Origin of the sequence: Rheinheimera oceanensis (assembly GCF_018831085.1) — a bacterium.
In the GTDB taxonomy this organism is placed as follows: domain Bacteria; phylum Pseudomonadota; class Gammaproteobacteria; order Enterobacterales; family Alteromonadaceae; genus Alishewanella; species Alishewanella oceanensis.
Genome location: NZ_JAGPNM010000014.1, coordinates 1 through 26354 on the forward strand (window position 1 = coordinate 1; position 26354 = coordinate 26354).

Genomic DNA, 26354 nt, shown 5'->3' on the forward strand with positions numbered 1-26354 from the left:
AATTCAACGATGGTGTGCCACCGGCAAAAGCGGAAGATCTATCTAATTTACTGTCCGGAATTAGTTGACCACTACACAAGCAGATACCTAATATTTCCATTGGCCAGCGAAACAAAGGTATCCCATCCACAGTAGTGTTTTCTAATTCCCCGCTTTCCTTTCTTTATAGAGTATAAAGAAGCATGAAAGTGGTTATCGAGCTTTTGCCGCCATTCCGAAGAACTAAGTGTCCAACTATTTACATCTTCATAAAATTTATCATTAATACCCTTATTCAAGTACCTAATAAACTGAAGGTAGGCTGGTCTTATTTTCTTAGCTTCCAGAGCCGCTTCCTTAGCTAAACCAGTCTCCAGTGCTTCAATTAATTGCTTCTTATCCTCGCTTCCAAGTAGTATTTCTGCTTCATCAAGCTCTGATAGTGAAGGAAGCAAATTTTGAGGTGTGGATATTTTATCTGGCACATCTGGAAAAGCACTTTCAATCCGTCGTGAAACTACTTTCTCTGCAAATACATTAAAGCGAGAGTCATTAAGCCAATCTGCGATACTAATTCTGGCGTAGTCTGCAGGAGATGTTAATTGCTCATTCGGATTTAAGGTCGCTCTCTGCCGCCAACCTAATTCTCTGACACCAATTTTAAAGGTGTAATGGTTATTAGCGTGTTTTATAATAGTGTTGAGTACACGTTGTTGATAATCTTCGAAATTCTCGAATTCATCGATGAGAAAGAAAAACTTTTTACCTGAAAGCGCCTCTGACGAGACCAGTAAATCAGCTAATACATCTAACGGTGCAGCCAGTGCGGATATTTTATGTGGCCGTGAGTCTGCAATTGTATTTATTGAAGCTTCAAAATCAAGAATGTTGTATTCAATCTCATCAATTAGTTCGTTGATTGAGCTGACTTCTTCAATTCCAAGTGATGCGGTTATTTTTCTTAAACCTTTTTTGGGGATAGTTACGACCTTACCTGTGTGCTTCTCAAACCATTCAACAAAATCTAACAATAACTGACAGAAACTCAAATTTATATAGTGTCCAAAATATGCACACCATTTATCCTCAGAGATTTCTCCGCCCCTGAATGCAGTTACACGGTTTGTGTTTACCCTGTAATAAATTCCGTAATAGTTCCATTGCTCAATTGCGTCGACGCCCCCAGATAAAGCTAGCTGCCCTTCATAGGATAGCCCTCGTAGAACAGTCGTTTTCCCGGTCCCTCTTCCGCCTATGAGGACACATGGTCGGTATGTTCTAAGCTGATCAAAATAAGATGGTTCATCGAATAAGGAATACAATTCTTCATTTAGCCATTCGGCTTTGTATAGGCCAAGAGTTTTGCTAAGGCGTCTGGCTGCATCATTAGTTTCTATTTCGGTCATAACGCCCCCTTTCTAATTAGGGGTTTCCACCCTTTATCTGATGAATAAAAAATTGGTAATGTAGCATCAGGAAATCCATGAGAGAATGCTAAAGCTAACCCGAGCTTATAAAACCCCTGCCAACATCCAACTTGGCCATTTAAATCTGGTATCCCTGCGCGAATACTTGCTTCTTTAACAAAGTTTGGGCCTTCGGTTCTCATGTCGTCACGCCATATGGCCGAATCTGCCGTCAGAGCACTTTGCTTGGAACCAAAATAATGAGCTGGAAGTATTTTTACAGACGAGCATTCTTGATTAATTTTTGATTTTCCTAAATCAGTACAGATTACTGGGCAGTAGAAGAATTTAGTTCTGTTTCTTATTGCGCTACTAATTTCCTTAAATGAGACTGTTCCATTTGACGTTGTGTATGGCCTTTTCCATGTTTCGCAAAACTGATTTCCTGAGCCAACAAAATCGTCTACAAAAAGCACATCCCCTGTACCACCACGCATAAAATAGTCCAGTGCTGTTTCAGGGGAAACAATTCTGCCTTCTGGTAACATTAATATGTCTCTTGCCAAACGTGAGAATGCATAGCCGCTATCAGCGTCGTTTGGTTGTTCGCCCGTAACTCGGACAACCACTAATGAATCGACGAAGTTAATCCAAGACGTTTGGGCAGAGTTTTTGCTTGGTTTATCTCTGACTATTTCTTGTGAAATATTGATAAAAGCGCTTCTAAACATCTGCTTTACCAATTCATCAGAAAAAAAGGTAAAGCCGTCTAGAAGCCTTAATGCCAGCGGGATTTCTTCATCGTGAAAATTAGACATCCAAGATGTTGGATCAAAATTTCCACGTTTGGGCCACAGGCCAGTAGTGACCATATATCGCCATTTGTCTGTTGGCAATTGCGTAGTCATTGCTTGCCCTTAAACTTTTTCAATGTTTTTATAAATATCTTCTAAGCTATTATAAATATGTGTCGGAAAACCGCTAATATTTAAAGGCGTAGATTCTATCAGTGAGGAAAGCCAATAATTATCTTCTTTGCCATCCCAAGTTTTTTGATAGCTACCATCTTTATATCCATGCAGCTGCCTAAATTTATTTAGGATATTTTTTCCAATATATGTTTTATACAGCTCATCAAATGTCATTCCACTTGCTTTTGCTGCTTCAAAAAAACTGCGGCTGTTAAATCCTAGATCAGCTAAAGCGTGCTTTGAAAGGCTTTCAACAGATAAGAGTATTTTTTCTTCATCAATATCATCTTTTATTTCTAAGTGACCGATATTATTTGCTACTTCTTTTATATGTTGTTCTATTGAATCTGCTTTTTCTATCATGTCACTCAGCGCAAAATGCCATATATCCACAAGTTCTAACTTAACCTGAGATATATCAGCTTCTTGAAATTTCCACCATTTCCAGCCTACGTGATCCATTAACTCCGCACACTCAATCCATATAGCTCGATACCATTTATTACCGGCACTTTTCCAATTTGGATTGATAATGCTATTTATCTCATCTTGGAGATTAGCCATTTCCGTAATTTTATTTTCAAAGTATTCAGTCGTATTCATGGTAGTCCCGTCGGAGTGTTAATAATTCGTGGGTACTCGATGGCTTTCTGCTAAAGAGACGCTGATTAACGAACATTTTTTGAGTATTCATTTCGGATCCAACGTTAAAATACCCCAAAATCGCTCGCTATGTCACGACTAAGTTCATAATCACAAATCGTTAGTAGCTGATATTTAGTATTTCAATGGCCCCCTTTAAACCACTCCGTTCAAATCCAGTAAAGCCATAAATCGGAACCCCACGCGGTGGGGCCCCCTTGCTGCGCAACCCTGCGGGCGATTTATAGCTTGACTGGCTTTTCTCTGCGTAGTGCATGTTGGTCATGTGGTATGGCGGGCCTCTAGGCGACAAGCGCCTAAAGGCTCACCAACCACATTTCCATAAGGGGCTAACATGACAAAATCTGAGTTTATTAAAAGAGCTAAAAAAACAAGTTTCAACCAAATAGTCAGGAATGAAGAACCTGTCAGCCAGGTACTGCTAACTCAGGTACTAACCACAGACCGGTGTTACTTGGTTCAGTCAGGTGAAAAGCATCAGTTCTGGATCACCCGAAACAACAAGCTGTGTTTGGTTACTTCAACACTGAAATCAAGTTTTTGTGTAGTAGCCTAAGCCAATTAATGGGAAGGGGAGACAGATATAAAGCTTTAAATTACTGATATTTAAAATACTTCCCTGTTTCCCTATTTTCCCAATTTAATTGCTAATGCCACAGGCTCGGTAACGACTCCATGGCCTCTTTGCGTTTGCTTTCAATAATGTCGGCATATATCTGAGTCGTTTTAAGCTCGGAATGGCCGAGGAGTTTTGATACGGTATAGATATCAGCGCCGTTAGTTAGTAGTCTTACTGCAAAGGTATGGCGGGCACAGTGAAAAGTAATATGCTTGGTGATTCCTGCACGAAGCATCCACTGCAGAATTGCGACGTTTGTATACGTTGAGTATTTAAGCCCCTTGAATACCCTTGTCTCAGGTGCTTCCGGTTCACCCATGAGTTTAATGGCGTCTTTCGGCAGATCCAAATATTGAAGTTTTCTGTTTTTCTTGTGGTTGAATGTGATCCTGTTCACGCCATCACTTAGAAAGACATCCTGCCATTTCAGCTTCTGGATATCGCTCCAGCGAAGGCCTGTAGTACACCCAAAGAGAAAAGCGCGTTTTAGTACGTCGTAGCGGCAATCAGCCTGATAAGCGGCTCTCAGTTCATCCTCAAGTAAGTACTGCCGTTTATTTTGCTCTGGCTTAATAGTTTTAACTTCATTAACAGGGTTTCGGCGAATGATCCCCTCGTGAAATGCTTGGTTTAGCGCCGCTCTTACTTTATTAAAGTACGTAGATGCTGTATTGGAGGATAGTTTTTTACCAGATTTAGTAACAGCTGTTGTTGTCAGGTAAATTCGGAAGTCTTGTAGCAATGTTGTATCAAAGTTGGCAAAGGACAATTGGTGGCCACCGGCAAAACGCTGTAAATGAATCAGTACCGACTCCCAGGTAGACACGTTGGATTTGCCATCAGTTTTCCTTTTCTCCTCGATAATTTGCTGCATAAAGTCGATGAAGCTTTGTTGTTGTTTGGCTTCGTCTTCAAAGTGATATTTGTTATTAGCTAGGTCAACAATTGCCTGAGCCTGAATACGCTCTGCGAGTTCCAAAGTCTTTTTATTGTAATCTCGCTGAGCCTTATCTTTGGGTGTGGCATAGATGAACAGGTCTAAGGATTGGCGCTTGCGCTTTTTAATGCGCTTACCTGATTCGTCGGTATAGGAACCATAGTTACGGGTTAATAGCAGTTGTTGACGACCGGCACGATCTGCTGGTTTTTTCTCAATTGATAACTTCATATGTTACTCCTGTGTAGTGGGCCACTGGTGGCCCACACAAACACAAGTGGTGGGCCATCTAAGGCCCACTTTTAGCAACTATAGGAAAGTAAGGAAAGAGATTTTTAAGCTTAAATATATGAATATATTAGAAATATTTCCTTTTGTTGGATGATTCTTTCCTTTGTTTTACCGTGCTATTTACCGATACAAAACGAGCTGAAAATCCTACCGAGTAAGTCATCTGAGCTAAATTCACCGGTAATTTCATTTAAGTGTTGTTGGGTTAGTCGCAGCTCTTCCGCGAGTATTTCGCCGGCGATAAAGCTGTGCAGCTGCTCCTGACCAATAGCAAGGTGCTCGGCTGCCCGGTCCAGTGCATCTAAATGGCGGCGGCGGGCGAGGAAGCTGTCTTCGACACTGCTGTCAAAGCCAATACATTGCTTTAAGTGCTCGCGCAGCGCATCGATACCGGCACCGGTTTTGGCCGATAAACGGTATACCGGTGCTTTCTGGCTTAAGTCTGCGGTCGACTCCGGATTGAGCATCTCGCCGGTGATATCGGCTTTATTGCGGATAACCGTTACGCCCAAATTGGCGGGCAGGCGGTCAATAAAATCCGGCCAGATATCGTGTGGGTCGGTGGCGTTGGTGGTGGTACCGTCAACCATAAACAATACGCGGTCGGCTTGCTCTATCTCTTTCCACGCCCGTTCTATACCGATTTGCTCGACCTGATCGGTGGCCTCACGTAGACCGGCGGTGTCGATAATATGCAGCGGCATGCCGTCGATATGAATATGTTCGCGCAATACATCACGGGTGGTACCGGCTATTTCGGTCACTATGGCAGCTTCTCGGCCGGCTAAGGCATTTAGCAGGCTGGATTTACCGGCATTAGGCCGGCCGGCTATTACTACCTTCATGCCTTCGCGCAAAATACTGCCCTGGGTGGCCTGCTTTTTTACCGTTGCCAGATAATCAATAATCTCAGCTAAATCAGCAGCGACTTTGCCGTCGGATAAAAAGTCGATTTCTTCATCGGGGAAATCAATAGCTGCTTCAACATACATGCGCAGGTGAATGACTTTTTCTACCAGTTGATGAATACGGTTAGAAAATTCGCCCTGCAGTGATTGCATAGCACTGCGGGCCGCCTGTTCGCTTGAGGCATCAATTAAATCGGCAATGGCTTCGGCCTGGGCTAAGTCGAGTTTGTCATTTAAAAAGGCGCGCTCTGAGAACTCGCCCGGCCGGGCAATACGTACATTCGGCTGGGCTAATACCTGCTTTAACAGCATATCGAGTAATACCGGGCCGCCATGGCCCTGCAGCTCTAATACATCTTCGCCGGTAAAGGAATTGGGGCCGGGGAAATACAGCGCTATGCCCTGATCCAGCACCTGTTTGCTGCTGTCAAAAAACGGCAAATACTCGGCGTAGCGTGGCTTGGGTAGCTTGTGCAGAATAGCCTGGGCAACCGCTTTGGTGTGCGGGCCGGAGATACGGATAATACCGACACCGGCGCGGCCGGGGGCGGTAGCGAGTGCGGCGATGGTGTCGGTAGTAAACATGGGTTGCCTCTTAATAGAAAAAGCCTGTCAGCATTATGCGACAGGCTATTGGTATTGTTCAGGGCATGAACCGGGAAATTCCTGCTTCGCCGCCTTCGACAGCACGTCGCCGCTTTTCGAAACCACGGTGCTGTCTCAGCCTGCGCGGCATCCCTGCCGCTGCTGCGCAGGAACACCCGGTTCACACCTAATGGTGTTCCAATTAAGCTTTCTTGGTATGTAAGCCTTTCTTTTCCATACCTTTGTAGATGTATAACATCTGTGCCAGTGAAATCAGGTTACTGACAAACCAGTACAGTACCAGGCCACTTGGGAACCAGAGGAAGAATACTGAGAACGCCACCGGCATCCACATCATGATCTTCTGCTGCATTGGGTCAGTTACCTGCATTGGCGTTAGCTTTTGCATTAAGAACATACTGGCGCCGAATAGCACTGGTAATACGTAGTACGGATCTTTTGCCGATAAGTCATCAATCCACAGCATAAAGGGGGCGTGGCGCAGCTCTACGCTTTCCACAAATACCCAGTACAGTGCCAGGAAAATCGGCATCTGGATCAGCATTGGTAAACAGCCACCCATAGGGTTAACTTTTTCTTTGCGATACAGTTCCATCATCGCCGGGCCCATTTTTTGCCGGTCGTCTTTGTAGCGTGCCTGCAGCTCTTCAATTTTGGGCTTTAAGTTACGCATCTTCGCCATAGATTCGTACTGCACTTTAGTCAGTGGGTACATAACACCTTTAACGATGATGGTGATACAGATAATCGCCAGCCCCCAGTTCACCACAAAGCCCTGAATGGTTGTCAGTAACCAGAACAGTGGCTGTGAAATAAACCACAGGAAGCCGTAATCTACGGTTAAATCTAAACCGTTGGCCAGTTTTGCCAGATTGTCCTGGTTTTTCGGGCCGGCGTAAAAGGTGCTGCTTAAGGTAGCTTCGGCACCCGGTTCAATATTTACTGTCGGGCCCTTAGAGCCGATAACGCCCTGGCCGCTACGCACCATGCTGTATAGCTGATTGTCAGCTTGTTGATCCGGTACCCAGGCAGAAACAAAGTAGTGTTCCAGCATGGCAACCCAGCCGCCGTTAGTGGCTTCAAGCAGGTTCTTTTTCTGCATATCACCAAAGTCGTACTTAGTATAACGCTCAGAGGTAGTACCAAAGGCTGCGCCACGGTAAATCGGCATCATCATGCTGCTGCTTTCACCGTTATCGATGGTTTGCACCAGGTGCTGGTATGGCTGCACCGTTTTTACTTCGTCACTTTGGTTTTGAATAAAATATTCTACCCGGACATCATATTGGCCAGCGGTAAAGGTAAAACGTTTTTCAATTTGCAGGCCGTTGTGGTTAAACAGTAACGGTACTACTAACTCGGTTGCACCTTCGGCCAGGGTATAGCTATTTTGTGCGCTGCTATAAACCGGGCGAGGGTTGCGGCTGTCGTCCGGGCCATCGCGGCCAATCAGGCCACTTTGTGCCACATACTCAAAACCCGGCAGGCGGCGCATTAAGGGGTAAGCGTCACCGGCACCTTTGTTTAGCTCAAAGGCGGGCAGTTGCAGATCAATAATATCGCCACCACGGCTGTCAATGCTCAGTTGCATCACGTCAGTGCTGATACGGATAGTGCGTGCAGCTGCGGCTACAGCAGTAGCCGGTTGTTCGGCATCAGCGGTGGTTAGCTGTAAATCAGCTGAACTACTGCCAACGCTCTGGCTTTGCTGTGTTACCGGGGCGACTGGTTTTGGTGCAGTGTAAATATTCCACTGCTGCCAAAGTAAAAAACTGACCAGTGCCAGGCCAATAACTAATAAACTACGTTGTGATTCCATGGCTTAGCTTTTCTCATTGTGCTTTTCAGGAACAGGATCATCACCGCCTGCATGAAAGGGGTGACATTTTAATAAACGTTTCGCTGCTAACCAACTGCCTTTTACTATGCCAAAGCGTTCTATCGCAGTAATAGCGTAATGTGAACAGGTTGGATGAAAACGGCAGCTAGGCCCGAACAGTGGGCTAATCAGTCTCTGGTAACCGCGCAGCAGCGTTAACGCTATGCTGACAGCGAAGCGGTGTACTGGCGAGCGATTTTGCGCCATAACTTTTCCAGTTGCCTCTGTAATTCATCATTAGCTGTGTTGCTAATATCACCTTTTACCATCAGTACCAAATCGACACCAGGCAACTCATGTTGATGCAAACGAAAGCTGTTACGCACGCAGCGCTTGATGCGGTTGCGTTGCACGGCTAATTTAACACGTTTTTTTGCGATAGTAAGGCCTAATCGGGGATGAGGCAGATGATTGGCTTTTGCCAGGATGGTGAACAGCGGGGAAGAAACCCGAAAAGGAAGTTGGAAAACGTTATCGAATTGACCGGGAGTTAACAGTCGTAACTCCCGGCCGAATTTCAAGCTGACCACGCAGCGGTTAACAGCTAATTAAGCTGATAAACGCTGACGGCCTTTAGCACGACGACGCGCTAATACCTGACGACCACCTTTGGTAGCCATACGTGCACGGAAACCGTGATTACGCTTGCGCTTTAATACGCTTGGTTGAAAAGTTCTTTTACTCATAATTTCATCCGTCCGGTCGAAATATTTACTAAAGGTTTCTGTGTTTTAGTAAATATACCAAAACGCAGCTGACAAAAATGAGCGCGAATTTTAAGTAGTCTGTAGCTTAAAGTCAATCTGATCCTGTGTTTTATTGCGCTGCGATCATTGTCGATCCTGTTTTTCTTAAAGTTTTCCACAGGTAAGTTGGGGTTACCTGAATAAAGTGTGGGTTATTTTGCTTTTAGCTTAAATTATTTGGGCAAAAAGCAGGGGTATTATGAAAAGGTATAAGAGAAATTAGCTGATATATAACAATGTATTACAGTTATTTTTTTTGCCAATGTGCTAATTTGCAAAAGTCAATATTGAAGTTGTGGATAAGATAGTACCATAATGTGCGCTTCGTTAACTTACGCCAGCCTTTTTAATCATAATAACTAAGGCTTCAGGAGATATGGTGTATCAGTCCGTTTGGCAAAATTGCCTGCAAGCGCTGCAAGCCGAGTTACCCGCGCAGCATTTCAGTATGTGGATCCGCCCACTGCAAGCTGACAGTTCTGACACAGGGCTTACCTTATACGCGCCAAACCGCTTTGTGCTGGATTGGGTGCGCGAGAAGTACCTAAACCGGATCATGGAGCTGATCCACGACTATTGCGGTGATGACGCGCCACGCCTGAAGTTTGACGTAGGTTCAAGCCAGGCTAATAAAGCCCGTTCAAGCACCCCGGCACCGGCACTGGCCGTTGCACCTCAGGCTGAAAGGGTTGTTAAAGAAGTGCCGGAACCGGCACCTAAAACCATTGTTACCAGTAATGTACGTGCCAATTACACCTTTACGAATTTCGTTGAGGGTAAGTCTAACCAACTGGCACGCGCTGCAGCCAGCCAGGTAGCCGATAACCCCGGCACGGCTTATAACCCGCTGTTTATTTACGGTGGTACCGGTTTGGGTAAAACCCACTTATTACATGCGGTAGGTAATGGCATACTGGCAAAAAAACCGGATGCCAAAGTGATTTATATGCACTCTGAGCGCTTTGTGCAGGATATGGTAAAAGCCTTACAAAACAATGCTATAGAAGAGTTTAAGCGTTATTACCGTTCGGTAGATGCCCTGCTTATCGATGACATTCAGTTTTTTGCCAATAAAGAGCGCTCACAGGAAGAGTTTTTCCATACCTTTAATGCGCTGCTTGAAGGTAACCAGCAAATTATCCTTACCAGCGATCGTTATCCGAAAGAAATAGATGGCGTGGAAGACAGGCTTAAATCGCGTTTTGGTTGGGGCTTAACTATTGCTATCGAACCGCCGGAGCTGGAAACCCGGGTGGCGATCCTGATGCGAAAGGCGCACGAAAACCAAATTCGTTTACCCGAAGAAGTGGCATTTTTTATTGCCAAGCGCTTACGCTCTAACGTGCGCGAACTTGAAGGCGCGTTGAACCGGGTTATTGCTAACGCCAACTTTACCGGCCGGCCTATTACTATCGACTTTGTTCGTGAAGCTCTGCGCGATTTGCTGGCATTGCAGGACAAACTGGTTACCATCGAAAATATCCAGAAAACGGTGGCTGAGTATTATAAAATCCGCGTTGCCGATTTACTGTCAAAGCGCCGTTCGCGCTCGGTAGCACGGCCGCGGCAAATGGCGATGGCGTTGTCAAAAGAGCTGACCAACCACAGCTTGCCGGAAATTGGCGATGCTTTTGGCGGGCGCGACCATACCACAGTGCTGCATGCCTGTCGTAAGATCGAGTCGCTAAAAGAAGAAACGCACGAAATAAAAGAAGACTTCCAGAATTTAATCCGTACTTTGTCATCGTAAAGGGACGTGGTCATGCAATTTACTATCAACAGAGATGCCTTACTTAAACCCTTACAAATGGTGTCTGGCGCTATAGAGCGCCGCCATACGCTGCCTATTTTATCTAACGTATTACTGGAAGTAACCGAAGCAGCCTTGTCGCTTACCGGCACCGATTTAGAAGTAGAACTGGTTGCTACTACCGACGCCCTTACTGTACAAAGCCCTGGCCGCATTACCGTGCCGGCAAAAAAGTTGCTCGATATATGTCGCAGCCTGCCGGAAGGTTCGGATATACGGGTACAGCTGCAGGGCGATAACTGCATTCTTACCTGCGGTAAAACCAAGTTTACCTTATCTACCTTAAGTGCCTCGGAGTACCCTAACCTGGAAAGCTGGCAGGGGGAGGTAGATATTCAGCTAACGCGGATGCAACTGCGCAAGTTATTAGACGACACCGCCTTTTCAATGGCGAATCAGGATGTAAGGTATTACTTAAACGGTTTGCTGTTTGAGGTAGATAACGGGGCAGTAAAAGCAGTAGCTACCGATGGCCATCGTTTGGCGTTAAGCGGCCTTGATTTACCGGGCCTGACGGCGCAGCAAAAGCAAATTATTATACCGCGCAAAGGCGTGCTTGAGGTTATGCGTTTACTGGCCAGCGATGACCAGCTTATTACGTTGAGTTTAGGCCAAAACCATATTCGCCTGACAGACAGCAACTATGTATTTAGTAGCAAGCTGATTGATGGCCGTTTCCCCGATTATCGCCGGGTATTGCCGCGTAACAGCAATAAGCTGGTTACCGCGCACCGCAGCGTATTAAAAGATGCCTGTACCCGGGCGTCTATTTTATCGAATGAAAAATACCGCGGTGTGCGTTTTACGCTAACCAGTGGCGAGCTGCAAATTGTAGCCAACAACCCCGAGCACGAGCAGGCCGAAGAAATTATTGAAGTAGAATACCAGGGCGACAACCTGGAAATAGGCTTTAATGTTGGCTACCTGCTGGATGTACTCAATACCTTAGCTACTGATTTAGTGGTGCTACACCTGAATGATGCTAACTCCAGCGCGCTGGTTGAGGGCGTTGGTAATATTGGGGCTTCCTACGTTGTTATGCCAATGCGCCTGTAATTATGTCACTGTTGTCAGTTAGCGCCAGTCAGTTTCGCAATCTGACGGCAGTGTCGTTAAGCGCGCATGCTCAGTTTAATTTAATTATTGGTATGAACGGCAGCGGCAAAACCAGTTTGCTTGAAGCCATTTATTATTTGGCTCATGGCCGCTCATTTCGTACCAGCCGGGCACAGCGTTTAGTGCAGCACGATGCCGAAGCTTTTGTTATTCATGCTAAGGTGTCTGCACAGCAACAGGTGCACAGTTTAGGTTTACAGCGTGATAAGCAGGGTGAGTTGGTATTGCGGCTTAATGGTGCTAACGTAAACCGGCTGGCCGAGTTTGCCAGCTTGTTGCCGGTGCAGCTCATCACACCAGACAGCTTTCGGTTATTTTTTGGTGGGCCAAAAGAACGGCGGCAGTTTTTCGATATGGGATTGTTCCACGTGGAACCTGCTTTTTTCGACAGCTGGCTGCGTTTTAATAAAGTGCTCAAACAACGCAATGCGTTACTGAAAACCAGCCGCCAGTACGACAGCCAGTTCGAGTTTTGGGATCAGCAGTTTGTATTACTGGCGTTTGAACTGCAGCAGCTGCGCCTACAATATGTCAGCCAGCTGGAAGCTGCGTTTCGGCAGCTTACCGGCAGTGATGAATTAATGCAGCAGCTTAGCTTTCAGCTGCAGCAGGGCTGGCCAGAAAAGATAAGTCAGCCTGCAGAACTACTGCAGTTATTGCAACAAAGCTTTAGCCAGGACAGCCGTATGGGGTTTACCCAATACGGGCCGCAGAAGGCTGATTTAAAGATTAAGAAAGACCAATGGGCAGCAGAAGAAGTGTTATCCCGTGGTCAGTTAAAAGTGTTATTATTTGCGCTTAAAATTGCGCAAAACAACGTAATTCGTGACAACGGCCAAAAGCAACCGCTGTTGTTAATCGATGATTTGGCGTCGGAGTTAGATCAAGAATCAACCCGGCAGATTTTTAGTTACTTACGCGATATAAACTCACAGGTTTTTATTACTGCAATTAACGCTGAACAGGTTTCACCTTTTATCACCGCCGGACAATTGGCGATGTTTCACGTGGAACATGGGCAGCTAACAGCACGGACAGATGATGATGGCCGAACAACATAACTACGATTCCTCGAGCATTAAAGTATTAAAAGGACTGGATGCAGTTCGTAAAAGACCAGGCATGTACATCGGCGACACCGATGACGGCTCTGGTTTACACCACATGGTATTTGAAGTCGTTGATAACTCTATCGACGAAACACTGGCTGGCCACTGTTCCGACATCTGGGTAACCATTCACAGCGATGGCTCAGTATCAGTACGTGATAATGGCCGTGGTATTCCAACCGACATGCACGAAGAAGGGGTATCGGCCGCTGAAGTTATTATGACAGTGCTGCACGCCGGTGGTAAGTTTGATGACAACTCTTATAAAGTGTCCGGTGGTTTACACGGCGTAGGTGTATCGGTAGTAAACGCGCTGTCTGACAAACTGGAACTGACCATTCGCCGCAAGGGACAGGTACACCAGCAAATTTATCATCTGGGCGTGCCGCAAGCGCCACTGGCGGTAATTGGTGAAACCGAAGATAAAGGCACTACCATCCGTTTTTGGCCCAGCCCGTCAGTATTTAGCGATATTAACTTCCACTTTGACATCCTGGCCAAGCGCTTACGCGAGCTATCGTTTTTAAACTCAGGTGTTAGCATTATTTTGGCTGACGAGCGCAGCGATAAAAAAGATCACTTTAAATACGAAGGTGGTATTGAGGCCTTTGTACAGTACTTAAACCGCACTAAAACCAGCGTGCACCCTAAGGCATTCTATTTTACCGATCAGCGCGACGACGGCATTTCAGTAGAAGTGGCGATGCAGTGGAACGACAGTTATCAGGAAAACGTATTTTGTTTTACCAATAACATTCCACAACGTGATGGTGGTACTCACTTAGCTGGCTTCCGTGGTGCTTTAACACGGGTATTAAATACCTACATTGAGCAGGAAGGCTATGCCAAAAAAATGAAGGTACAGGCTTCTGGCGACGATGCCCGTGAAGGCCTAACCGCAGTTATCAGCGTAAAAGTACCCGATCCCAAATTCAGCTCGCAAACCAAAGACAAGCTGGTTTCCAGCGAAGTACGCTCAGCAGTAGAAAGCGCAATGGCAGAGCGGTTAAACGAGTACCTGCTGGAAAACCCCGGCGATGCCAAAATTATCGTTGGCAAAATTGTTGATGCTGCCCGCGCCCGCGATGCTGCACGTAAAGCGCGTGAAATGACCCGCCGTAAAGGCGCGCTGGATATTGCAGGCTTGCCGGGAAAACTGGCCGACTGCCAGGAAAAAGACCCGGCGTTATCAGAACTGTATATAGTAGAGGGTGACTCTGCGGGTGGTTCTGCCAAGCAGGGCCGCAACCGCAAAAACCAGGCAATATTGCCGCTGAAGGGTAAAATTCTTAACGTAGAAAAAGCCCGTTTCGACAAGATGCTGTCATCGCAAGAAGTTGGCACTTTAATCACGGCTTTAGGCTGCGGCATAGGCCGTGAAGAATATAACCCGGAGAAAACCCGCTACCACAGCATCATCCTGATGACGGATGCTGACGTCGACGGCTCGCACATTCGTACGCTGCTGTTGACCTTCTTCTACCGTCAAATGCCGGAGCTGATCGAGCGCGGTTATATCTATATTGCCCAGCCTCCGCTGTATAAAGTGAAAAAGGGTAAGCAAGAGCAATATATTAAAGACGAAGCTGCCTTAACCGAATACCTGACCACCCTGGCTCTGGACGAAGCATCACTGCATGTTAATGCGGATGCGCCAGGCATTGGTGGCGCCGCGTTGGAAACTCTGGTACGCCAGTACCACAAGGTGTCGGCCACTATCGTGCGTTTAACACGGAAAATTCCTTATAATCTGTTAAACGAGCTGATCTATGTACCGGCGTTAGATGTCGCCCAGGCCAAGTCGGCCGAGTACAGCGAGCAGTGGGCCAAGACACTGGTACAACGTTTAGATGACAAAGAAGGCGACGGTTCAAGCTACAGCTATGTGGTGCATGAAGACCGCGAGCGCCAGTTATTTTTACCAAAAGTGATTATTCGTCAGCACGGCATCGACAACGAATACCTGCTGCACTACGACTTCGTTACCTCGCGTGATTACCTGAGTATTGCAGCTTTAGGCGACGCCATCCGTGATTTAGTAGAAGAGGGTGGCTATGTTCGCAGGGGTGAGAAGATCAAGCCGGTAGAAACTTTCCTGGAAGCACTGGACTGGCTGATGAGCGAATCAAAACGCGGCCTGTATATTCAGCGTTATAAAGGGCTGGGCGAGATGAACCCGGAGCAGCTGTGGGAAACCACCATGGACCCGCAAAGCCGCCGTATGCTGCAGGTAACCATTGAAGACGCCATCGGCGCCGATCAGTTGTTTGCCACGCTAATGGGCGATCACGTAGAACCACGCCGCGCCTTTATTGAAGAAAACGCGCTCTACGTAGCTAACCTGGATGTATAATCAGATTGTAATCTGATATGTAATCGAAAACGGGCCTGTGGGCCCGTTTCTATTTCTGTCCGATGGTAACTTCGGGTTCGGCGTAGTAATAACCCACACCGTACATGGTATGAATAAACTGCAGTTTGGGATAGAGCTGGCGGTGTTTGGCGCGTAGTTTGCGGATATGGCAATCTATGGTGCGCTCGCAAATATCTGGGTAGTCGCTGTAGCTGCTGTCAATCAGATGGCTGCGGCTAAACACCTGCCTGGGGTGGGTGGCCATTAACTGATGAAAGTTAAATTCCAGTTTGGTTAGCTTTACCGATTGCTGTGGCGAACTTAGCGTAAAGCGCAGACTGTCCATCACCAGCAGTGGTGGCGGTTGTTGGCTGCCGGGTGCAACAACCACTGCAGCCGGGCCTGTCAGAGATTTTAAGTGTGAGCTTAAATCGCCAAGTACACCGTTTAATTCAGTGATTTGTGCTGCCATGCGCTGATAGAGATCTGGCGGAATATCAGATTTACGTACCTGTTGTTCCAGCAGCGAAACCAGCAAAAACGCTTTCTGTGAAAGCTGCGCGCCTTCATGATTATCCGTTTTATCTGTCACTATCATCACACCTCCGGAAAACAACACTATGAACGAAAACTGAATAATGTGAAGGCTATTTTACCTTTATTAACGCTTTTCCCTGATCTTTCCATAATTTTTCCATATTGTTTCGCTAACCTGACACTGGCTGAATACGGCTTGGGTAAGGTACTAATAGCGATGAACAAATATCTTGTTAGCTTAATGCTAAGCATAAATACATTAACGGCGTGCTCTGCTTTTAATGACACAGCACCACCTGCCGGTTTGGAAGACAGAGTAAAGCCTGAAGCCGGCTTGCCAGTGTCAAAACTGGACAAACCGGACCCGGATGATCCTTACTATGCTGCGCTGGAGCCTGAGCCGGAAGTTATGCCGCTAAAAAGAAATGGCTCGTTGTTTAACCCCGACCGGCTGCACAGTTTATATGTTGAGCGCTCGCATTTTAAGGCTGGCGATATAGTGTCAGTGCAGTTGTCGGAATCTACCCGGGCGACCAAAAAAGGCAATACCGAACTAAAGAAAAGCTCAGACTATAACCTGGACCCAATCCAGATCCCCGGTGGTAACCTGAAAATTGCCGGTAAAGAAGTAAACCTGGGCCTAAGCCAGGACCAACGCTTTAAAGGTGATGGCTCAGCCAGCCAAAGCAACGACTTTGAAGGCGAGCTTACGGTAACGGTAATGCGAGTGCTGAATAACGATAACCTGCTGGTGCGCGGCGATAAGTGGATGCTTATTAATAATGGTAAAGAATTCATAAGGTTAACTGGAATAATTCGGGCAAAAGATGTCGATAAAGATAATAAAATTAAATCGACCAAAATTGCCAATGCCCGTATTGAATATTCTGGCACCGGTGCACTGGCTGATAGCCAGCGCCTGGGCTGGTTAACCGAAAAACTGAATAATCCTGAGCTATGGCCATTTTAAACCGTTGCCTGTTGCTGGCCTTAGCGTTGGTACTGCTTAGTGCTTGCAGTTACGAGCGCACGATCAGGTATACGCTGGAGCCACCGGAGCAAACCCTGATACTGGAAGCCACCGGTTATGCCGTGGTGGAATCACAACCTGGTGCCAGTTACGAAGACAAGTTACTACAGGCTATGGCCGCATCGCGCCAGGACGCGTATCGCCAACTGGCCGAGCAGCTTTATGGTAAAAAATTAACGGCCAGCTCCAACGCCGAGCAGTCAGTGCTGCTGGAGGATACAGTGCAAAGCCAGGTGCAGGGTGTAATAAGAGGAGCTGAGCTGGTAGACGCGGCAATTGACGGTAAGTTGTTTGTTACCCGGCTAAAACTGGATACAGCGAATCTGATCACGCTACCGCAAGCCGGGCTGGCTCCGGCCGGCCCCCGGCAGAAGTGGTGGCGCTGATGCGTATAATAGGGTTGCTGCTGGCAGTGTTACTGGCATTTGAAGTTGATGCTGAATGGTATAGCGGCAGCGGCACGGCTGTGGTTTTTGATGATAACCGTCAGTTAGCGCGGCAACAGGCAGCAAAGCTGGCTCTGCGCGAAGTGTTGCTGCAGGCTGATGTATCACTGGCCGCTATGGAGTTGTTTCGCCGGCAAGATCTGGCCGAAGAGTTGTTTACGCTGCATTCTTCGGTACCGGTATCGCAAATTATTATTCAGGAAGAGCATGAGCGTGATGGTCAGTTATCAATAACACTGAAAGCCGATGTCTGGCCGCAGGTAAATTTATGTGACGATCGCAGCATAGCAAAAGCGCTGGTGCTAACGCCGTTTAGTTTGTCGGCCGGTGCAACTCAGGTTGCGTTGGGTAACAACGAACTGAATAAAGAAATAAACAGCCGCTTTCATACCGCTATTCAGCGCAGCCCGGCCGATTTTCTGGTGAAGGCAATCAGTAACGAACCGCTATTTGCCCCTGAACAATTTCAACACAGCAGTGCCCAGCACCAGCTACGTTATATGGCGGAATCAGCACAGGCGCAGTTTATTATCGCCGGGCGGTTACGCAACCTGGCATTTGGCCGTCAGGCGGCGGGCTTGCTAAAAAAAGAGCGCTGGGTACGCCAGTTTGCACTGGAAGTCAGCGTACTTGACGGCGCCAGTGGCCGGCTGATCCAAACTAAACAATATCAAACCCGTGTGCTGTGGCCCTTTGCAATTACCACCGAAGTAAACCCTGCCAGCGACCAGTTGTGGCGTGCTGACTTTGGTGTTGAAGTGCAACGCCTGGTATATGAAGCAGTAGACGATATTGCTGCCGCACTTAGCTGTGTGCGGGTAAAAGCTCAGGTTATCCGCGTGGCGGGCGGCAACGTAACTATCAGTGTTGGCAGCAGGCAAGGGGTAAAGCCAGGAGATACATTCAGCCTGTTACACAGCGACAGCTTTACTGACAGTTGGGGTAACAGCTACGCGGTAACGGCAGAAAATGACAGCCAACTTGAGGTGGTGCGGGTGTATCCGGACCATGCAGAAACACGCCCGGTTAAGGCAAACTATCTGGCTCCGGTGCAGGTGCGGGACCTGGTACAACTAGACAGTGTGAGGGAGAGACAATATGCAAATTAACGGCAATATGTTTAACACCATGACCGACTGGTTAAATGACGGCACAGCAGAAAGCGATAACAATGCTGACTTTATGCAAACCCTGAATTCGGCGCTGAACCCTGACAGCGAAAACGCAGAGCAGCAGGTTGGCCAACTGGTAAGCATACTAAGCGGCCAGACCGATACCACCGCAATGAGCGGCCCGGATGCAATGTTTGCAGCGTTAACACAGAATATGATGCAAAGTATGGTGCAGGCGGCACTGGAACCCACACCTGAGCAAGCTGCAGCAACAGCGGCAGAGCTGGAAAACCCAACCGCTACAGCCTTTGCTAATGGCAGTTCGCCTGGCCTTGCCGACGCGCTGGATATTATTAACCCGCTGCAGCATATACCGCTGGTAAGCCAGTATTACCGCGACTGGACCGGCGATGATATGGGGTATATTTCACAGGTGGCCGGGGGCGCATTCTGGGGTGGCGGTGTGGGTGTTGCTACCTCTTTTGTTAACCTGGGCCTTACCAGTGTAATGGGTAAAAGCCCGACGCAGTACATTCAGCAGCTATTTGCCTCTGACGATGTTACCGACGCAAGTGCTGGCAGCAGCACAACAACAGCTGCAAAAGCAACGGCTACAGTACGCCCGGTTAGCAGCTAACAACGGTTAATTATACTGATTGGGGCCATTATGGCCCCCAATCCTGCACTAACAGCAACCGGGCGGCTAACATTTTTGCCAAAAGCCGGTTCTGACCCTACAGATCGCCGCCACAACCAAGTATACTTTCCAGTCATTTTTTCAGTGAGTCACTCGCATGCATAAGTACGATATTAAAACCTTCCAGGGGTTAATACTGGCCTTACAGGATTACTGGGCGCGGCAGGGCTGTGTATTGGTGCAGCCACTGGATCTGGAAGTAGGTGCCGGCACTTTCCACCCTATGACCTTTTTACGCTCACTGGGGCCGGAACCCACTAATGTGGCCTATGTGCAACCGTGTCGCCGGCCAACAGACGGCCGCTACGGTGAAAACCCGAACCGGTTACAGCACTATTATCAGTTTCAGGTAATTTTAAAACCATCACCGGACAATATTCAGGAACTGTACTTAGGCTCGCTGCGTGAACTGGGTATTGATACCCTGGTACACGATATCCGCTTTGTCGAAGACAACTGGGAATCGCCGACATTGGGCGCCTGGGGCCTGGGCTGGGAAGTATGGTTAAACGGTATGGAAGTTACCCAGTTTACTTATTTCCAGCAGGTGGGTGGCTTAGAGTGCCGCCCGGTTACCGGCGAAATTACCTACGGCTTAGAGCGCCTGGCAATGTATATTCAGGGCGTTGATTCTATTTACGATCTGGTCTGGACCGACGGCCCATTGGGCCGGGTAACCTATGGCGATGTCTTTCACCAGAATGAAGTAGAACAAAGTACTTACAACTTTGAACACGCCGACGTTGCTGCATTGTTTAGTTACTTTGACCAGTGTGAAAAAGAAAGCCAGTACTTAATTGAGCAAGGCCTGGCTTTACCTGCCTACGAAAAAGTGATGAAGGCCTCACACGCTTTCAATATGCTTGATGCCCGCCATGCTATTTCGGTAACCGAGCGCCAGCGCTATATTCTGCGGGTACGGGCACTGGCTAAGGCCTGTGCAGAAGCCTATTACGCCACGCGTGAGAAGCTGGGCTTCCCACTATGCAATAACAACCAGCACAGCAAGGAGGCATAATGTCGGTGCAAGATTTTTTTGTTGAAATTGGCACCGAAGAGCTGCCACCTAAGTCATTAAAAACGCTGGCCAGCGCCTTTGCTGATAACCTGAGTACTGAGCTGGCCAAACTGGAATTAAGCCACGCTGACGTTCTTTGGTATGCCGCACCGCGTCGTTTAGCCGTGCGCATTAATGCGTTAACTGCGCAACAAGCTGATAAGATTGTTGAAAAACGCGGCCCGGCATTAAGCAGTGCCTACGATGCTGATGGCAAACCGACTAAAGCAGCCCAGGGCTGGGCTGCCGGTTGCGGTATAACGGTAGAGCAAGCCGAAAAGCTGGAAACCGATAAAGGCGCCTGGCTGCTGCATAAAGCCAAAGTAGTGGGCGCTGCTACCGTAACGTTATTACCTGAAGTGGTGCAGCAGGCACTGGCTAAATTGCCAATTGCCAAACCAATGCGCTGGGGTAACTCTACGGCTGAATTTATCCGCCCGGTACATACCATTATTATGTTGTACGGCAAAGATGTGGTACCGGCCACTATTCTGGGCCGCGCTAGTGGCAACCAAACCCATGGCCATCGTTTTCATGCGCCGGAAAAAGTCACGGTTAACCATGCTGATGACTATCTGGCAAACTTGCGCAAAGCTTTTGTGGTGGCAGATTTTGCCGAGCGCAAAGCCTTTATTACCGCAGAAGTAGCGAAAACCGCTGCCACGCTTAACGGCCAGGCACTGATGGACGATGCTTTGCTGGAAGAGGTTACCGCCCTGGTAGAATGGCCGGTGGTGTTAGTGGGCAGCTTTGAAGAAAGCTTTCTGCAGGTACCGGCCGAGCCGTTAATTTCTACCATGAAAGACAACCAGAAGTACTTCCCGCTACTGGATCAAAACGGCAAGCTGCTGAACAAGTTTATCTTTGTCGCCAATATTGCCAGTAAAGATCCGCAGCAAATTATCGCAGGTAATGAGAAGGTGGTGCGGCCGCGGCTGTCTGACGCGCAGTTCTTCTTTAATACCGATCGCAAGCAAAAGCTGGAGCAGCGCTTAGACAGCTTAAAAACGGTACTGTTTCAGCAGCAATTGGGCACGCTGGCAGAAAAGTCAGAGCGTATCAGTACGGTCGCCTGTTTTGTTGCTTTGAAAATTGATGCTGACATTCACGCAGCTGGGCGTGCCGGTTTACTGTCCAAGGCAGACTTAATGACCAATATGGTTGGTGAGTTCCCCGAAGTACAGGGCATTATGGGCATGCACTATGCCCGGCTGGATGGCGAAGGCGAAGCCGTAGCACTGGCGTTGAATGAACAGTATATGCCGCGCTTTGCCGGTGACCAACTGCCAACACGGTTAGAAGGTGCCGCCGTGGCCATTGCCGACAAGCTGGATACCTTAGTGGGTATTTTCGGCATCGGCCAGGCGCCGAAAGGCGACAAAGACCCGTTTGCATTGCGCCGCGCCGCCATAGGTGCACTGCGCATTATGGTAGAAAAACAACTGCCGCTGGATCTGGTGGATATTATTGCTGTTAGCCAACAAACCTTTGGCAATAAGTTAAGCAACGCCAAAGTGGCAGAAGAAGTGCTCGACTTTATGCTCGGCCGTTTCCGTGCCTGGTATGAAGCCGAGGGTTACAGTGTAGATGTGATCCAGGCGGTATTAGCACGCCGGCCAACTAACCCGGCAGACTTTGACCGCCGCGTTAAGGCGGTAGCAGAGTTTGGTAAGCTGGACGCTGCAGCAGCCTTAGCCGCCGCCAATAAGCGGGTGGCCAATATACTGGCTAAAGTAGAGGGCGATATTGCCAGTAGGGTAAATAGCGCTTTGCTGCAGGAAAAAGCCGAGCAGGCACTGCACAGCGCCATAGTAGCCGAGCAGGCGTATCAGGCTGGCCGGCACAGCTATGCCGAAGGTCTGGCGCACTTAGCCTCAATGCGTGAGGTTATCGACAACTTCTTCGACAAAGTAATGGTAAATGCCGATGACGCCGCCGTGCGGGCCAACCGCCAGGCGCTGTTAAAGCAATTGCGCGAGTTGTTTTTACAGGTGGCCGATATTTCTGTACTGCAATAAAGCATTGAAATAAATCTGGAAAAGCCAGCATTTAGCTGGCTTTTTTATTGCTGAGAGCCAACGGTTAACTTAATTTACCTGATTGCGGCCATTGTGCTTAGACAGGTACATTTGCTGATCAGCCAGTTTAACCGCGTCCTGAAAGCTGCCGGCGCTATCGCACACAGCGACACCAAAGCTGGCGCTGACCTTATACTCAGGATTATTCGCCAACATGCTGCTGCGCTCAAACTGCAGGCGGATTTTCTCGGCTACTAAAAAGGCATCAGCACGGCTGGTATGCGGTAAAACCAGCAGAAACTCCTCGCCGCCGGTGCGGCTGGCAATATCGTTTTGCCGCAGGTTACGATCAAACAAAGCGGCCACCGCTTTTAATACTTCATCACCGGCGTTGTGGCCAAAGCGATCATTGAGCTGCTTAAAATGGTCGATATCGCACATTATCAGCGCCAGCGGAAAAAACTGACCTGGTTGCTGTGCCAGGCTTGGCAGCAGGCTTGAGTCAATAAAGCGGCGGTTGGCTAATCCGGTCAGGGAGTCAGTATTGGCTTGTATCTCTTTGCTTTGTTGCAGTAAATCCATGGCCTGATGGCTACGCTCACGGTAATGATCGTTAATCCAGCATACGGTAATAACAATTAGCAAAGAGGCAATAAAGCGGCTGGCTTCAGCATCTTTATACTGCGCCAGAATAAGTTCGGGCACAAACAACATTACGCTTAGCACCAGCAGCAACAGCGCATTACTCAGCAGGGCATTACGTACACCCAGTAAACCGAACAAAATAGCCGGAAACGGAAATACCCAGTACAGGGCGGTATTATTAAAACCGCCCTGATATACCAGGCTAAGCACAAAACTGCCCACCAGAACGGCCTCAATGATACAGGCGCGCTCAAGATTATGGCTAAGATGAAACAACAGAATATTCAGCAAAAATGCCAGAGCGGTGCCAAACAGAATAACAGGTAGCAGTGCTTGTTCGGCATGAATGTTTTTAATGCCATAAACAAACATGATAGCGCTGGTGATATAGCTGACAAAAGCCAGAATATAATGCCGTCTGCGGTCGTCAATATTCTGCGCTTGTTTCGTGTAATGCTTACCTGACGATGTTTGCAACTACAGCCCCTGACTTCGGGTTTATATATGATGCTAGCACAAATTTTCGCCGGGTAGTTGGCGAGGCTAGCCCCAATCTGGTGCTTGTTTGCACTATTGCAAGGCAATATAAGTATAAGAAAGTAGCTGGTTAAATATTATGCTAAGTAAATCAATTATATAAAAACTGGCATTCTTTGTGCTGTGCTTGTATGAGTGTTTGATCAGCAATATCAACCCGGGTTGATGCTGAAACAATTTAAATTGAAGTGTCAGGCTTTGCCTGATACGGGCAACGAAGCCCAGGATCTGACCGCCTTTTTTGGTGGCTCAGGCCTGGGTTTTTTTATGGGCAAAATTTACCGGTAGTAATAGCCGCTAAACGCCTTAAGGACTTAAAAATGCAGCAGACCAAACAAATTCTGGTGATTGGCAATGGCATGGTGGGGCACCATTTTGTTGATCAGTTACGCGCTAAAGACCCGTTAGCGCAGATCACCGTGCTTTGTGGCGAAGCTCAACTGGCTTACGACAGAGTGCATTTATCCGGTTATTTCAGCGGCACCAGTGCAGAGCAACTGGCGTTAACTACAGAAGAGGCCTACCAGGCAGCCAATATTCAGTACTGCCTGAACTGCTGGGTGGAGCAAATTAACCGCGAGCAGCAATTGGTAGTGACCAGCCAGGGCGGGCAGTTTTATTACGACGAGCTGGTGCTGGCAACGGGTTCTTATGCTTTTGTACCGCCAATTGCCGGTAATGACCAGCCGCATTGTCTGGTGTACCGCACGTTGCAGGATTTAGAGGCCATAGCGCAAAGCGCTGCGCTCAGCAAAGTAGGGGTGGTTATTGGCGGTGGCTTACTGGGGCTGGAAGCGGCTAACGCACTAAAACAACTTGGCTTACAAACTCATGTGGTGGAGTTTGCACCACAACTGATGGCAGTGCAGCTGGATCAAAGCGGCGGCCAGATGCTCAGGCAGAAAATTACTGAACTGGGTGTACAGGTACATACCGGCAAAGCGACTCAGGCAATAGTAGCTGGCGCGCAGTGCCGTTATCAGTTGCAGTTTGCTGATGGAGACAGTTTAGAGACAGACTTAGTGCTGTTTTCCGCTGGGATCCGGCCTTATGATCAGTTGGCGCGTAGCTGTGGTTTAGCTGTGGGTGAGCGCGGCGGCATAGTGGTTAATAACCGGTGCCAGACTTCCGACCCGCATATTTATGCCATAGGTGAATGTGCTTTGTGGCAGCAAAAGATTTTTGGCCTGGTGGCACCTGGTTACCAGATGGCACGGGTGGTGGTAAGCCAGCTTACCGGTGGCGGGCTGAGCTTTACCGGTGCAGATATGAGCACCAAGCTGAAATTGCTGGGGGTAGAGGTTGGGTCTATTGGTGATGCGCATGCCAGAACGCCCGGCGCGTTAAGTTATGTGTTTATCGACCCTCGTGCCCAGGTGTATAAAAAAATGGTGGTAAGCTTTGACGGTAAGCGTTTGCTGGGTGCTGTGCTGGTAGGCGATACCAGCAACTACGACAACCTGCTGCAATATGCCTTAAATGATATGCCGCTGCCCAAACAACCGGAACAACTGATTTTACCTGCAGCTTCCGGCGCGCCTATAGCCGCGTTAACCTTACCTGACAGCGCCACTATTTGCTCCTGCCATAACGTCGCCAAAGGCGACATAGTCGCGGCGATGGACAGTGGTTGCTGTGATTTAGCCGGTATTAAAAGCTGCACCAGAGCCAGCACAGGTTGTGGCGGTTGTACGGCTTTGCTGAAATCTGTGGTGGATGACGAGCTGAAAAGCCGTGGTGTTGAGGTGAAAAATCATCTGTGTGAACACTTTGCTTATTCGCGTCAGGAGTTGCTGCATCTGGTGCAGGTGGGCGGCATTAAAACCTTTGCTGAACTGTTAAGCCGCCACGGGCAGGGGTTAGGCTGCGATATTTGTAAGCCGACAGTAGCCTCTATTCTGGCATCGAGCTGGAATGATTATGTGCTGAAAAAACCACATGTCGGTTTGCAGGACACCAACGACGCTTTTCTCGCCAATATGCAAAAAGACGGCTCTTATTCAGTAGTACCGCGTATTGCCGGTGGCGAAATTACTGCCGAAAAACTACTGGTAATAGGCCAGGTGGCGCTGGATTTTAACCTCTACACCAAAATTACCGGTGGCCAGCGTATCGACTTATTTGGTGCCCGTTTAGAGCAACTACCTGCCATATGGCAGCGTTTGGTTAATGCCGGTTTTGAAACCGGCCATGCTTACGGTAAGTCGCTGCGCACGGTAAAGTCTTGTGTCGGCAGCACCTGGTGTCGTTATGGCGTGCAAGACAGTGTTGGCCAGGCCATAGCGATTGAAAACCGTTATAAAGGTTTACGGGCACCGCACAAAATTAAAATGGCGGTGTCGGGTTGTACCCGCGAATGTGCCGAAGCACAAAGCAAAGACATTGGCATTATTGCCACCGAAAACGGCTGGAACCTGTATGTTTGTGGTAACGGTGGTATGAGACCACGCCATGCTGACTTATTTGCCACTGATCTGGATACCGAGACGTTAATCCGCTATATCGACCGCATTCTGATGTTATACATCCGCACGGCCGATCGCTTGCAGCGTACGTCAGTCTGGATGGAAAAGCTCGATGGTGGCCTGGAGTATCTGCGCAAAGTTATTATCGATGACGAGCTGGGTATAGCAGCTGAGCTGGAAAACCAGATGGCAGCACTGGTAAATACTTATGCCTGTGAATGGAAAGCCACTTTGCAAGACCCGCAGGCACTAAAACGCTTCCGCCAGTTTGTAAACAGCCCGGATGCCGACGAAAACATCGTTTTTGTTGAAGAACGCTCGCAAATCCGCCCGGCTACAGCAGCAGAAAAACGCCAGTGGTTACAACAAATCCCCATCACAGAACTGCCTGTAAAGGCTTTAGCCGAGGAGAACTAA

22 protein-coding genes are annotated in these 26354 nt (G+C 48.0%); 11 read left to right on the forward strand and 11 right to left on the reverse strand.

Annotation, left to right across the window (positions count from 1 at the left end):
• Positions 1 to 71: 71 nt before the first annotated feature.
• The 9 genes from J3B89_RS19535 to rpmH all read right to left on the reverse strand — a co-directional run bounded on the left by J3B89_RS19535 (position 72) and on the right by rpmH (position 8945).
• Positions 72 to 1385 (reverse strand): ORC-CDC6 family AAA ATPase, encoded by a 1314-nt coding sequence (locus J3B89_RS19535; protein WP_215399317.1) that lies wholly within the window; start codon positions 1383 to 1385, stop codon positions 72 to 74.
• Positions 1382 to 2293 carry a phosphoribosyltransferase-like protein gene (locus J3B89_RS19540; protein WP_215399318.1) on the reverse strand — a complete coding sequence of 304 codons (912 nt, stop codon included), beginning with the start codon at positions 2291 to 2293 and terminating at the stop codon, positions 1382 to 1384. The genes J3B89_RS19535 and J3B89_RS19540 overlap by 4 nt, the downstream gene beginning before the upstream one ends.
• A 9-nt stretch (positions 2294 to 2302) precedes the next feature.
• Positions 2303 to 2959, reverse strand: coding sequence for a dUTP diphosphatase (locus tag J3B89_RS19545; RefSeq protein WP_215399319.1), 657 nt, complete (start codon positions 2957 to 2959; stop codon positions 2303 to 2305).
• A 707-nt stretch (positions 2960 to 3666) separates the two neighbouring features.
• Positions 3667 to 4806 (reverse strand): tyrosine-type recombinase/integrase, encoded by a 1140-nt coding sequence (locus J3B89_RS19550; protein ID WP_215399320.1) that lies wholly within the window; start codon positions 4804 to 4806, stop codon positions 3667 to 3669.
• 176 nt (positions 4807 to 4982) lie between these two features.
• A complete protein-coding gene (gene mnmE / locus J3B89_RS19555; RefSeq protein ID WP_215399321.1) occupies positions 4983 to 6359 on the reverse strand; it encodes a tRNA uridine-5-carboxymethylaminomethyl(34) synthesis GTPase MnmE in 1377 nt (458 codons plus the stop codon).
• 202 nt (positions 6360 to 6561) lie between these two features.
• Complete coding sequence (gene yidC / locus J3B89_RS19560; RefSeq protein ID WP_215399322.1) at positions 6562 to 8199, reverse strand: membrane protein insertase YidC; 1638 nt, start codon at positions 8197 to 8199, stop codon at positions 6562 to 6564.
• A gap of 3 nt (positions 8200 to 8202) precedes the next feature.
• On the reverse strand, positions 8203 to 8466 hold the full coding sequence (gene yidD, locus J3B89_RS19565; RefSeq protein ID WP_215399323.1) for a membrane protein insertion efficiency factor YidD: 264 nt from the start codon (positions 8464 to 8466) through the stop codon (positions 8203 to 8205).
• Positions 8421 to 8789 carry a ribonuclease P protein component gene (gene rnpA / locus J3B89_RS19570; RefSeq protein WP_068237135.1) on the reverse strand — a complete coding sequence of 123 codons (369 nt, stop codon included), beginning with the start codon at positions 8787 to 8789 and terminating at the stop codon, positions 8421 to 8423. The genes yidD and rnpA overlap by 46 nt, the downstream gene beginning before the upstream one ends.
• Before the next feature lie 18 nt (positions 8790 to 8807).
• Complete coding sequence (gene rpmH, locus J3B89_RS19575) at positions 8808 to 8945, reverse strand: 50S ribosomal protein L34 (RefSeq protein WP_068237138.1); 138 nt, start codon at positions 8943 to 8945, stop codon at positions 8808 to 8810.
• Positions 8946 to 9384: 439 nt separating this feature from the next.
• Between rpmH and dnaA the strand changes: the two genes are divergently transcribed.
• The 4 genes from dnaA to gyrB are packed head-to-tail and all read left to right on the forward strand — an operon-like array spanning position 9385 to position 15393.
• Positions 9385 to 10755: a chromosomal replication initiator protein DnaA gene (gene dnaA, locus J3B89_RS19580; protein WP_215399324.1), complete on the forward strand. Its 1371-nt coding sequence runs from the start codon at positions 9385 to 9387 to the stop codon at positions 10753 to 10755.
• A 12-nt stretch (positions 10756 to 10767) separates the two neighbouring features.
• Positions 10768 to 11871 (forward strand): DNA polymerase III subunit beta, encoded by a 1104-nt coding sequence (dnaN, locus tag J3B89_RS19585; protein ID WP_215399325.1) that lies wholly within the window; start codon positions 10768 to 10770, stop codon positions 11869 to 11871.
• Between the two features lie 2 nt (positions 11872 to 11873).
• Positions 11874 to 12992, forward strand: coding sequence for a DNA replication/repair protein RecF (recF, locus tag J3B89_RS19590; protein ID WP_215399326.1), 1119 nt, complete (start codon positions 11874 to 11876; stop codon positions 12990 to 12992).
• Positions 12976 to 15393, forward strand: a complete 2418-nt coding sequence (gene gyrB / locus J3B89_RS19595; RefSeq protein WP_215399364.1) for a DNA topoisomerase (ATP-hydrolyzing) subunit B — start codon at positions 12976 to 12978, stop codon at positions 15391 to 15393. The genes recF and gyrB overlap by 17 nt, the downstream gene beginning before the upstream one ends.
• Positions 15394 to 15442: 49 nt before the next feature.
• Here gyrB and J3B89_RS21550 read toward each other — a convergent pair whose 3' ends face one another.
• Positions 15443 to 15985 (reverse strand): winged helix-turn-helix domain-containing protein, encoded by a 543-nt coding sequence (locus J3B89_RS21550; protein ID WP_215399327.1) that lies wholly within the window; start codon positions 15983 to 15985, stop codon positions 15443 to 15445.
• A 162-nt stretch (positions 15986 to 16147) separates the two neighbouring features.
• Between J3B89_RS21550 and J3B89_RS19605 the strand changes: the two genes are divergently transcribed.
• From J3B89_RS19605 to glyS, 6 genes are all read left to right on the forward strand, one after another.
• A complete protein-coding gene (locus tag J3B89_RS19605; protein ID WP_215399328.1) occupies positions 16148 to 16900 on the forward strand; it encodes a flagellar basal body L-ring protein FlgH in 753 nt (250 codons plus the stop codon).
• A complete protein-coding gene (locus J3B89_RS19610; protein ID WP_215399329.1) occupies positions 16888 to 17346 on the forward strand; it encodes an LPP20 family lipoprotein in 459 nt (152 codons plus the stop codon). Before J3B89_RS19605 ends, J3B89_RS19610 begins: the two co-directional genes overlap by 13 nt.
• Positions 17346 to 18515, forward strand: a complete 1170-nt coding sequence (locus J3B89_RS19615) for a flagellar assembly protein T N-terminal domain-containing protein (RefSeq protein ID WP_215399330.1) — start codon at positions 17346 to 17348, stop codon at positions 18513 to 18515. The genes J3B89_RS19610 and J3B89_RS19615 overlap by 1 nt, the downstream gene beginning before the upstream one ends.
• Positions 18505 to 19155: a hypothetical protein gene (locus J3B89_RS19620; protein ID WP_215399331.1), complete on the forward strand. Its 651-nt coding sequence runs from the start codon at positions 18505 to 18507 to the stop codon at positions 19153 to 19155. Before J3B89_RS19615 ends, J3B89_RS19620 begins: the two co-directional genes overlap by 11 nt.
• Before the next feature lie 157 nt (positions 19156 to 19312).
• Positions 19313 to 20233 (forward strand): glycine--tRNA ligase subunit alpha, encoded by a 921-nt coding sequence (glyQ, locus tag J3B89_RS19625; RefSeq protein ID WP_215399332.1) that lies wholly within the window; start codon positions 19313 to 19315, stop codon positions 20231 to 20233.
• Positions 20233 to 22290 (forward strand): glycine--tRNA ligase subunit beta, encoded by a 2058-nt coding sequence (glyS, locus tag J3B89_RS19630; RefSeq protein WP_215399333.1) that lies wholly within the window; start codon positions 20233 to 20235, stop codon positions 22288 to 22290. Before glyQ ends, glyS begins: the two co-directional genes overlap by 1 nt.
• Before the next feature lie 69 nt (positions 22291 to 22359).
• Here the strand turns inward: glyS and J3B89_RS19635 are convergent, their stop codons facing one another.
• A complete protein-coding gene (locus J3B89_RS19635; RefSeq protein ID WP_215399334.1) occupies positions 22360 to 23412 on the reverse strand; it encodes a GGDEF domain-containing protein in 1053 nt (350 codons plus the stop codon).
• A gap of 380 nt (positions 23413 to 23792) precedes the next feature.
• Here J3B89_RS19635 and nirB point away from each other — a divergent pair, with 380 nt between their 5' ends.
• Entirely contained in the window at positions 23793 to 26354 is a 2562-nt protein-coding gene (gene nirB / locus J3B89_RS19640; RefSeq protein WP_215399335.1) for a nitrite reductase large subunit NirB, read from the forward strand.

Bases quoted from the DNA above. Each gene is read 5' to 3' on its own strand.
- J3B89_RS19550 (WP_215399320.1), bottom strand. From the start codon at position 4,806: ATGAAGTTATCAATTGAGAAAAAACCAGCAGATCGTGCCGGTCGTCAA.
- J3B89_RS19545 (WP_215399319.1), bottom strand. From the start codon at position 2,959: ATGAATACGACTGAATACTTTGAAAATAAAATTACGGAAATGGCTAAT.
- J3B89_RS19615 (WP_215399330.1), top strand. From the start codon at position 17,346: ATGCGTATAATAGGGTTGCTGCTGGCAGTGTTACTGGCATTTGAAGTT.
- J3B89_RS19540 (WP_215399318.1), bottom strand. From the start codon at position 2,293: ATGACTACGCAATTGCCAACAGACAAATGGCGATATATGGTCACTACT.
- J3B89_RS19535 (WP_215399317.1), bottom strand. From the start codon at position 1,385: ATGACCGAAATAGAAACTAATGATGCAGCCAGACGCCTTAGCAAAACT.
- J3B89_RS19605 (WP_215399328.1), top strand. From the start codon at position 16,148: ATGAACAAATATCTTGTTAGCTTAATGCTAAGCATAAATACATTAACG.
- J3B89_RS19620 (WP_215399331.1), top strand. From the start codon at position 18,505: ATGCAAATTAACGGCAATATGTTTAACACCATGACCGACTGGTTAAAT.
- yidD (WP_215399323.1), bottom strand. From the start codon at position 8,466: ATGGCGCAAAATCGCTCGCCAGTACACCGCTTCGCTGTCAGCATAGCG.
- rpmH (WP_068237138.1), bottom strand. From the start codon at position 8,945: ATGAGTAAAAGAACTTTTCAACCAAGCGTATTAAAGCGCAAGCGTAAT.
- gyrB (WP_215399364.1), top strand. From the start codon at position 12,976: ATGGCCGAACAACATAACTACGATTCCTCGAGCATTAAAGTATTAAAA.
- yidC (WP_215399322.1), bottom strand. From the start codon at position 8,199: ATGGAATCACAACGTAGTTTATTAGTTATTGGCCTGGCACTGGTCAGT.
- mnmE (WP_215399321.1), bottom strand. From the start codon at position 6,359: ATGTTTACTACCGACACCATCGCCGCACTCGCTACCGCCCCCGGCCGC.
- dnaN (WP_215399325.1), top strand. From the start codon at position 10,768: ATGCAATTTACTATCAACAGAGATGCCTTACTTAAACCCTTACAAATG.
- glyS (WP_215399333.1), top strand. From the start codon at position 20,233: ATGTCGGTGCAAGATTTTTTTGTTGAAATTGGCACCGAAGAGCTGCCA.
- recF (WP_215399326.1), top strand. From the start codon at position 11,874: ATGTCACTGTTGTCAGTTAGCGCCAGTCAGTTTCGCAATCTGACGGCA.
- glyQ (WP_215399332.1), top strand. From the start codon at position 19,313: ATGCATAAGTACGATATTAAAACCTTCCAGGGGTTAATACTGGCCTTA.
- nirB (WP_215399335.1), top strand. From the start codon at position 23,793: ATGCAGCAGACCAAACAAATTCTGGTGATTGGCAATGGCATGGTGGGG.
- J3B89_RS19610 (WP_215399329.1), top strand. From the start codon at position 16,888: ATGGCCATTTTAAACCGTTGCCTGTTGCTGGCCTTAGCGTTGGTACTG.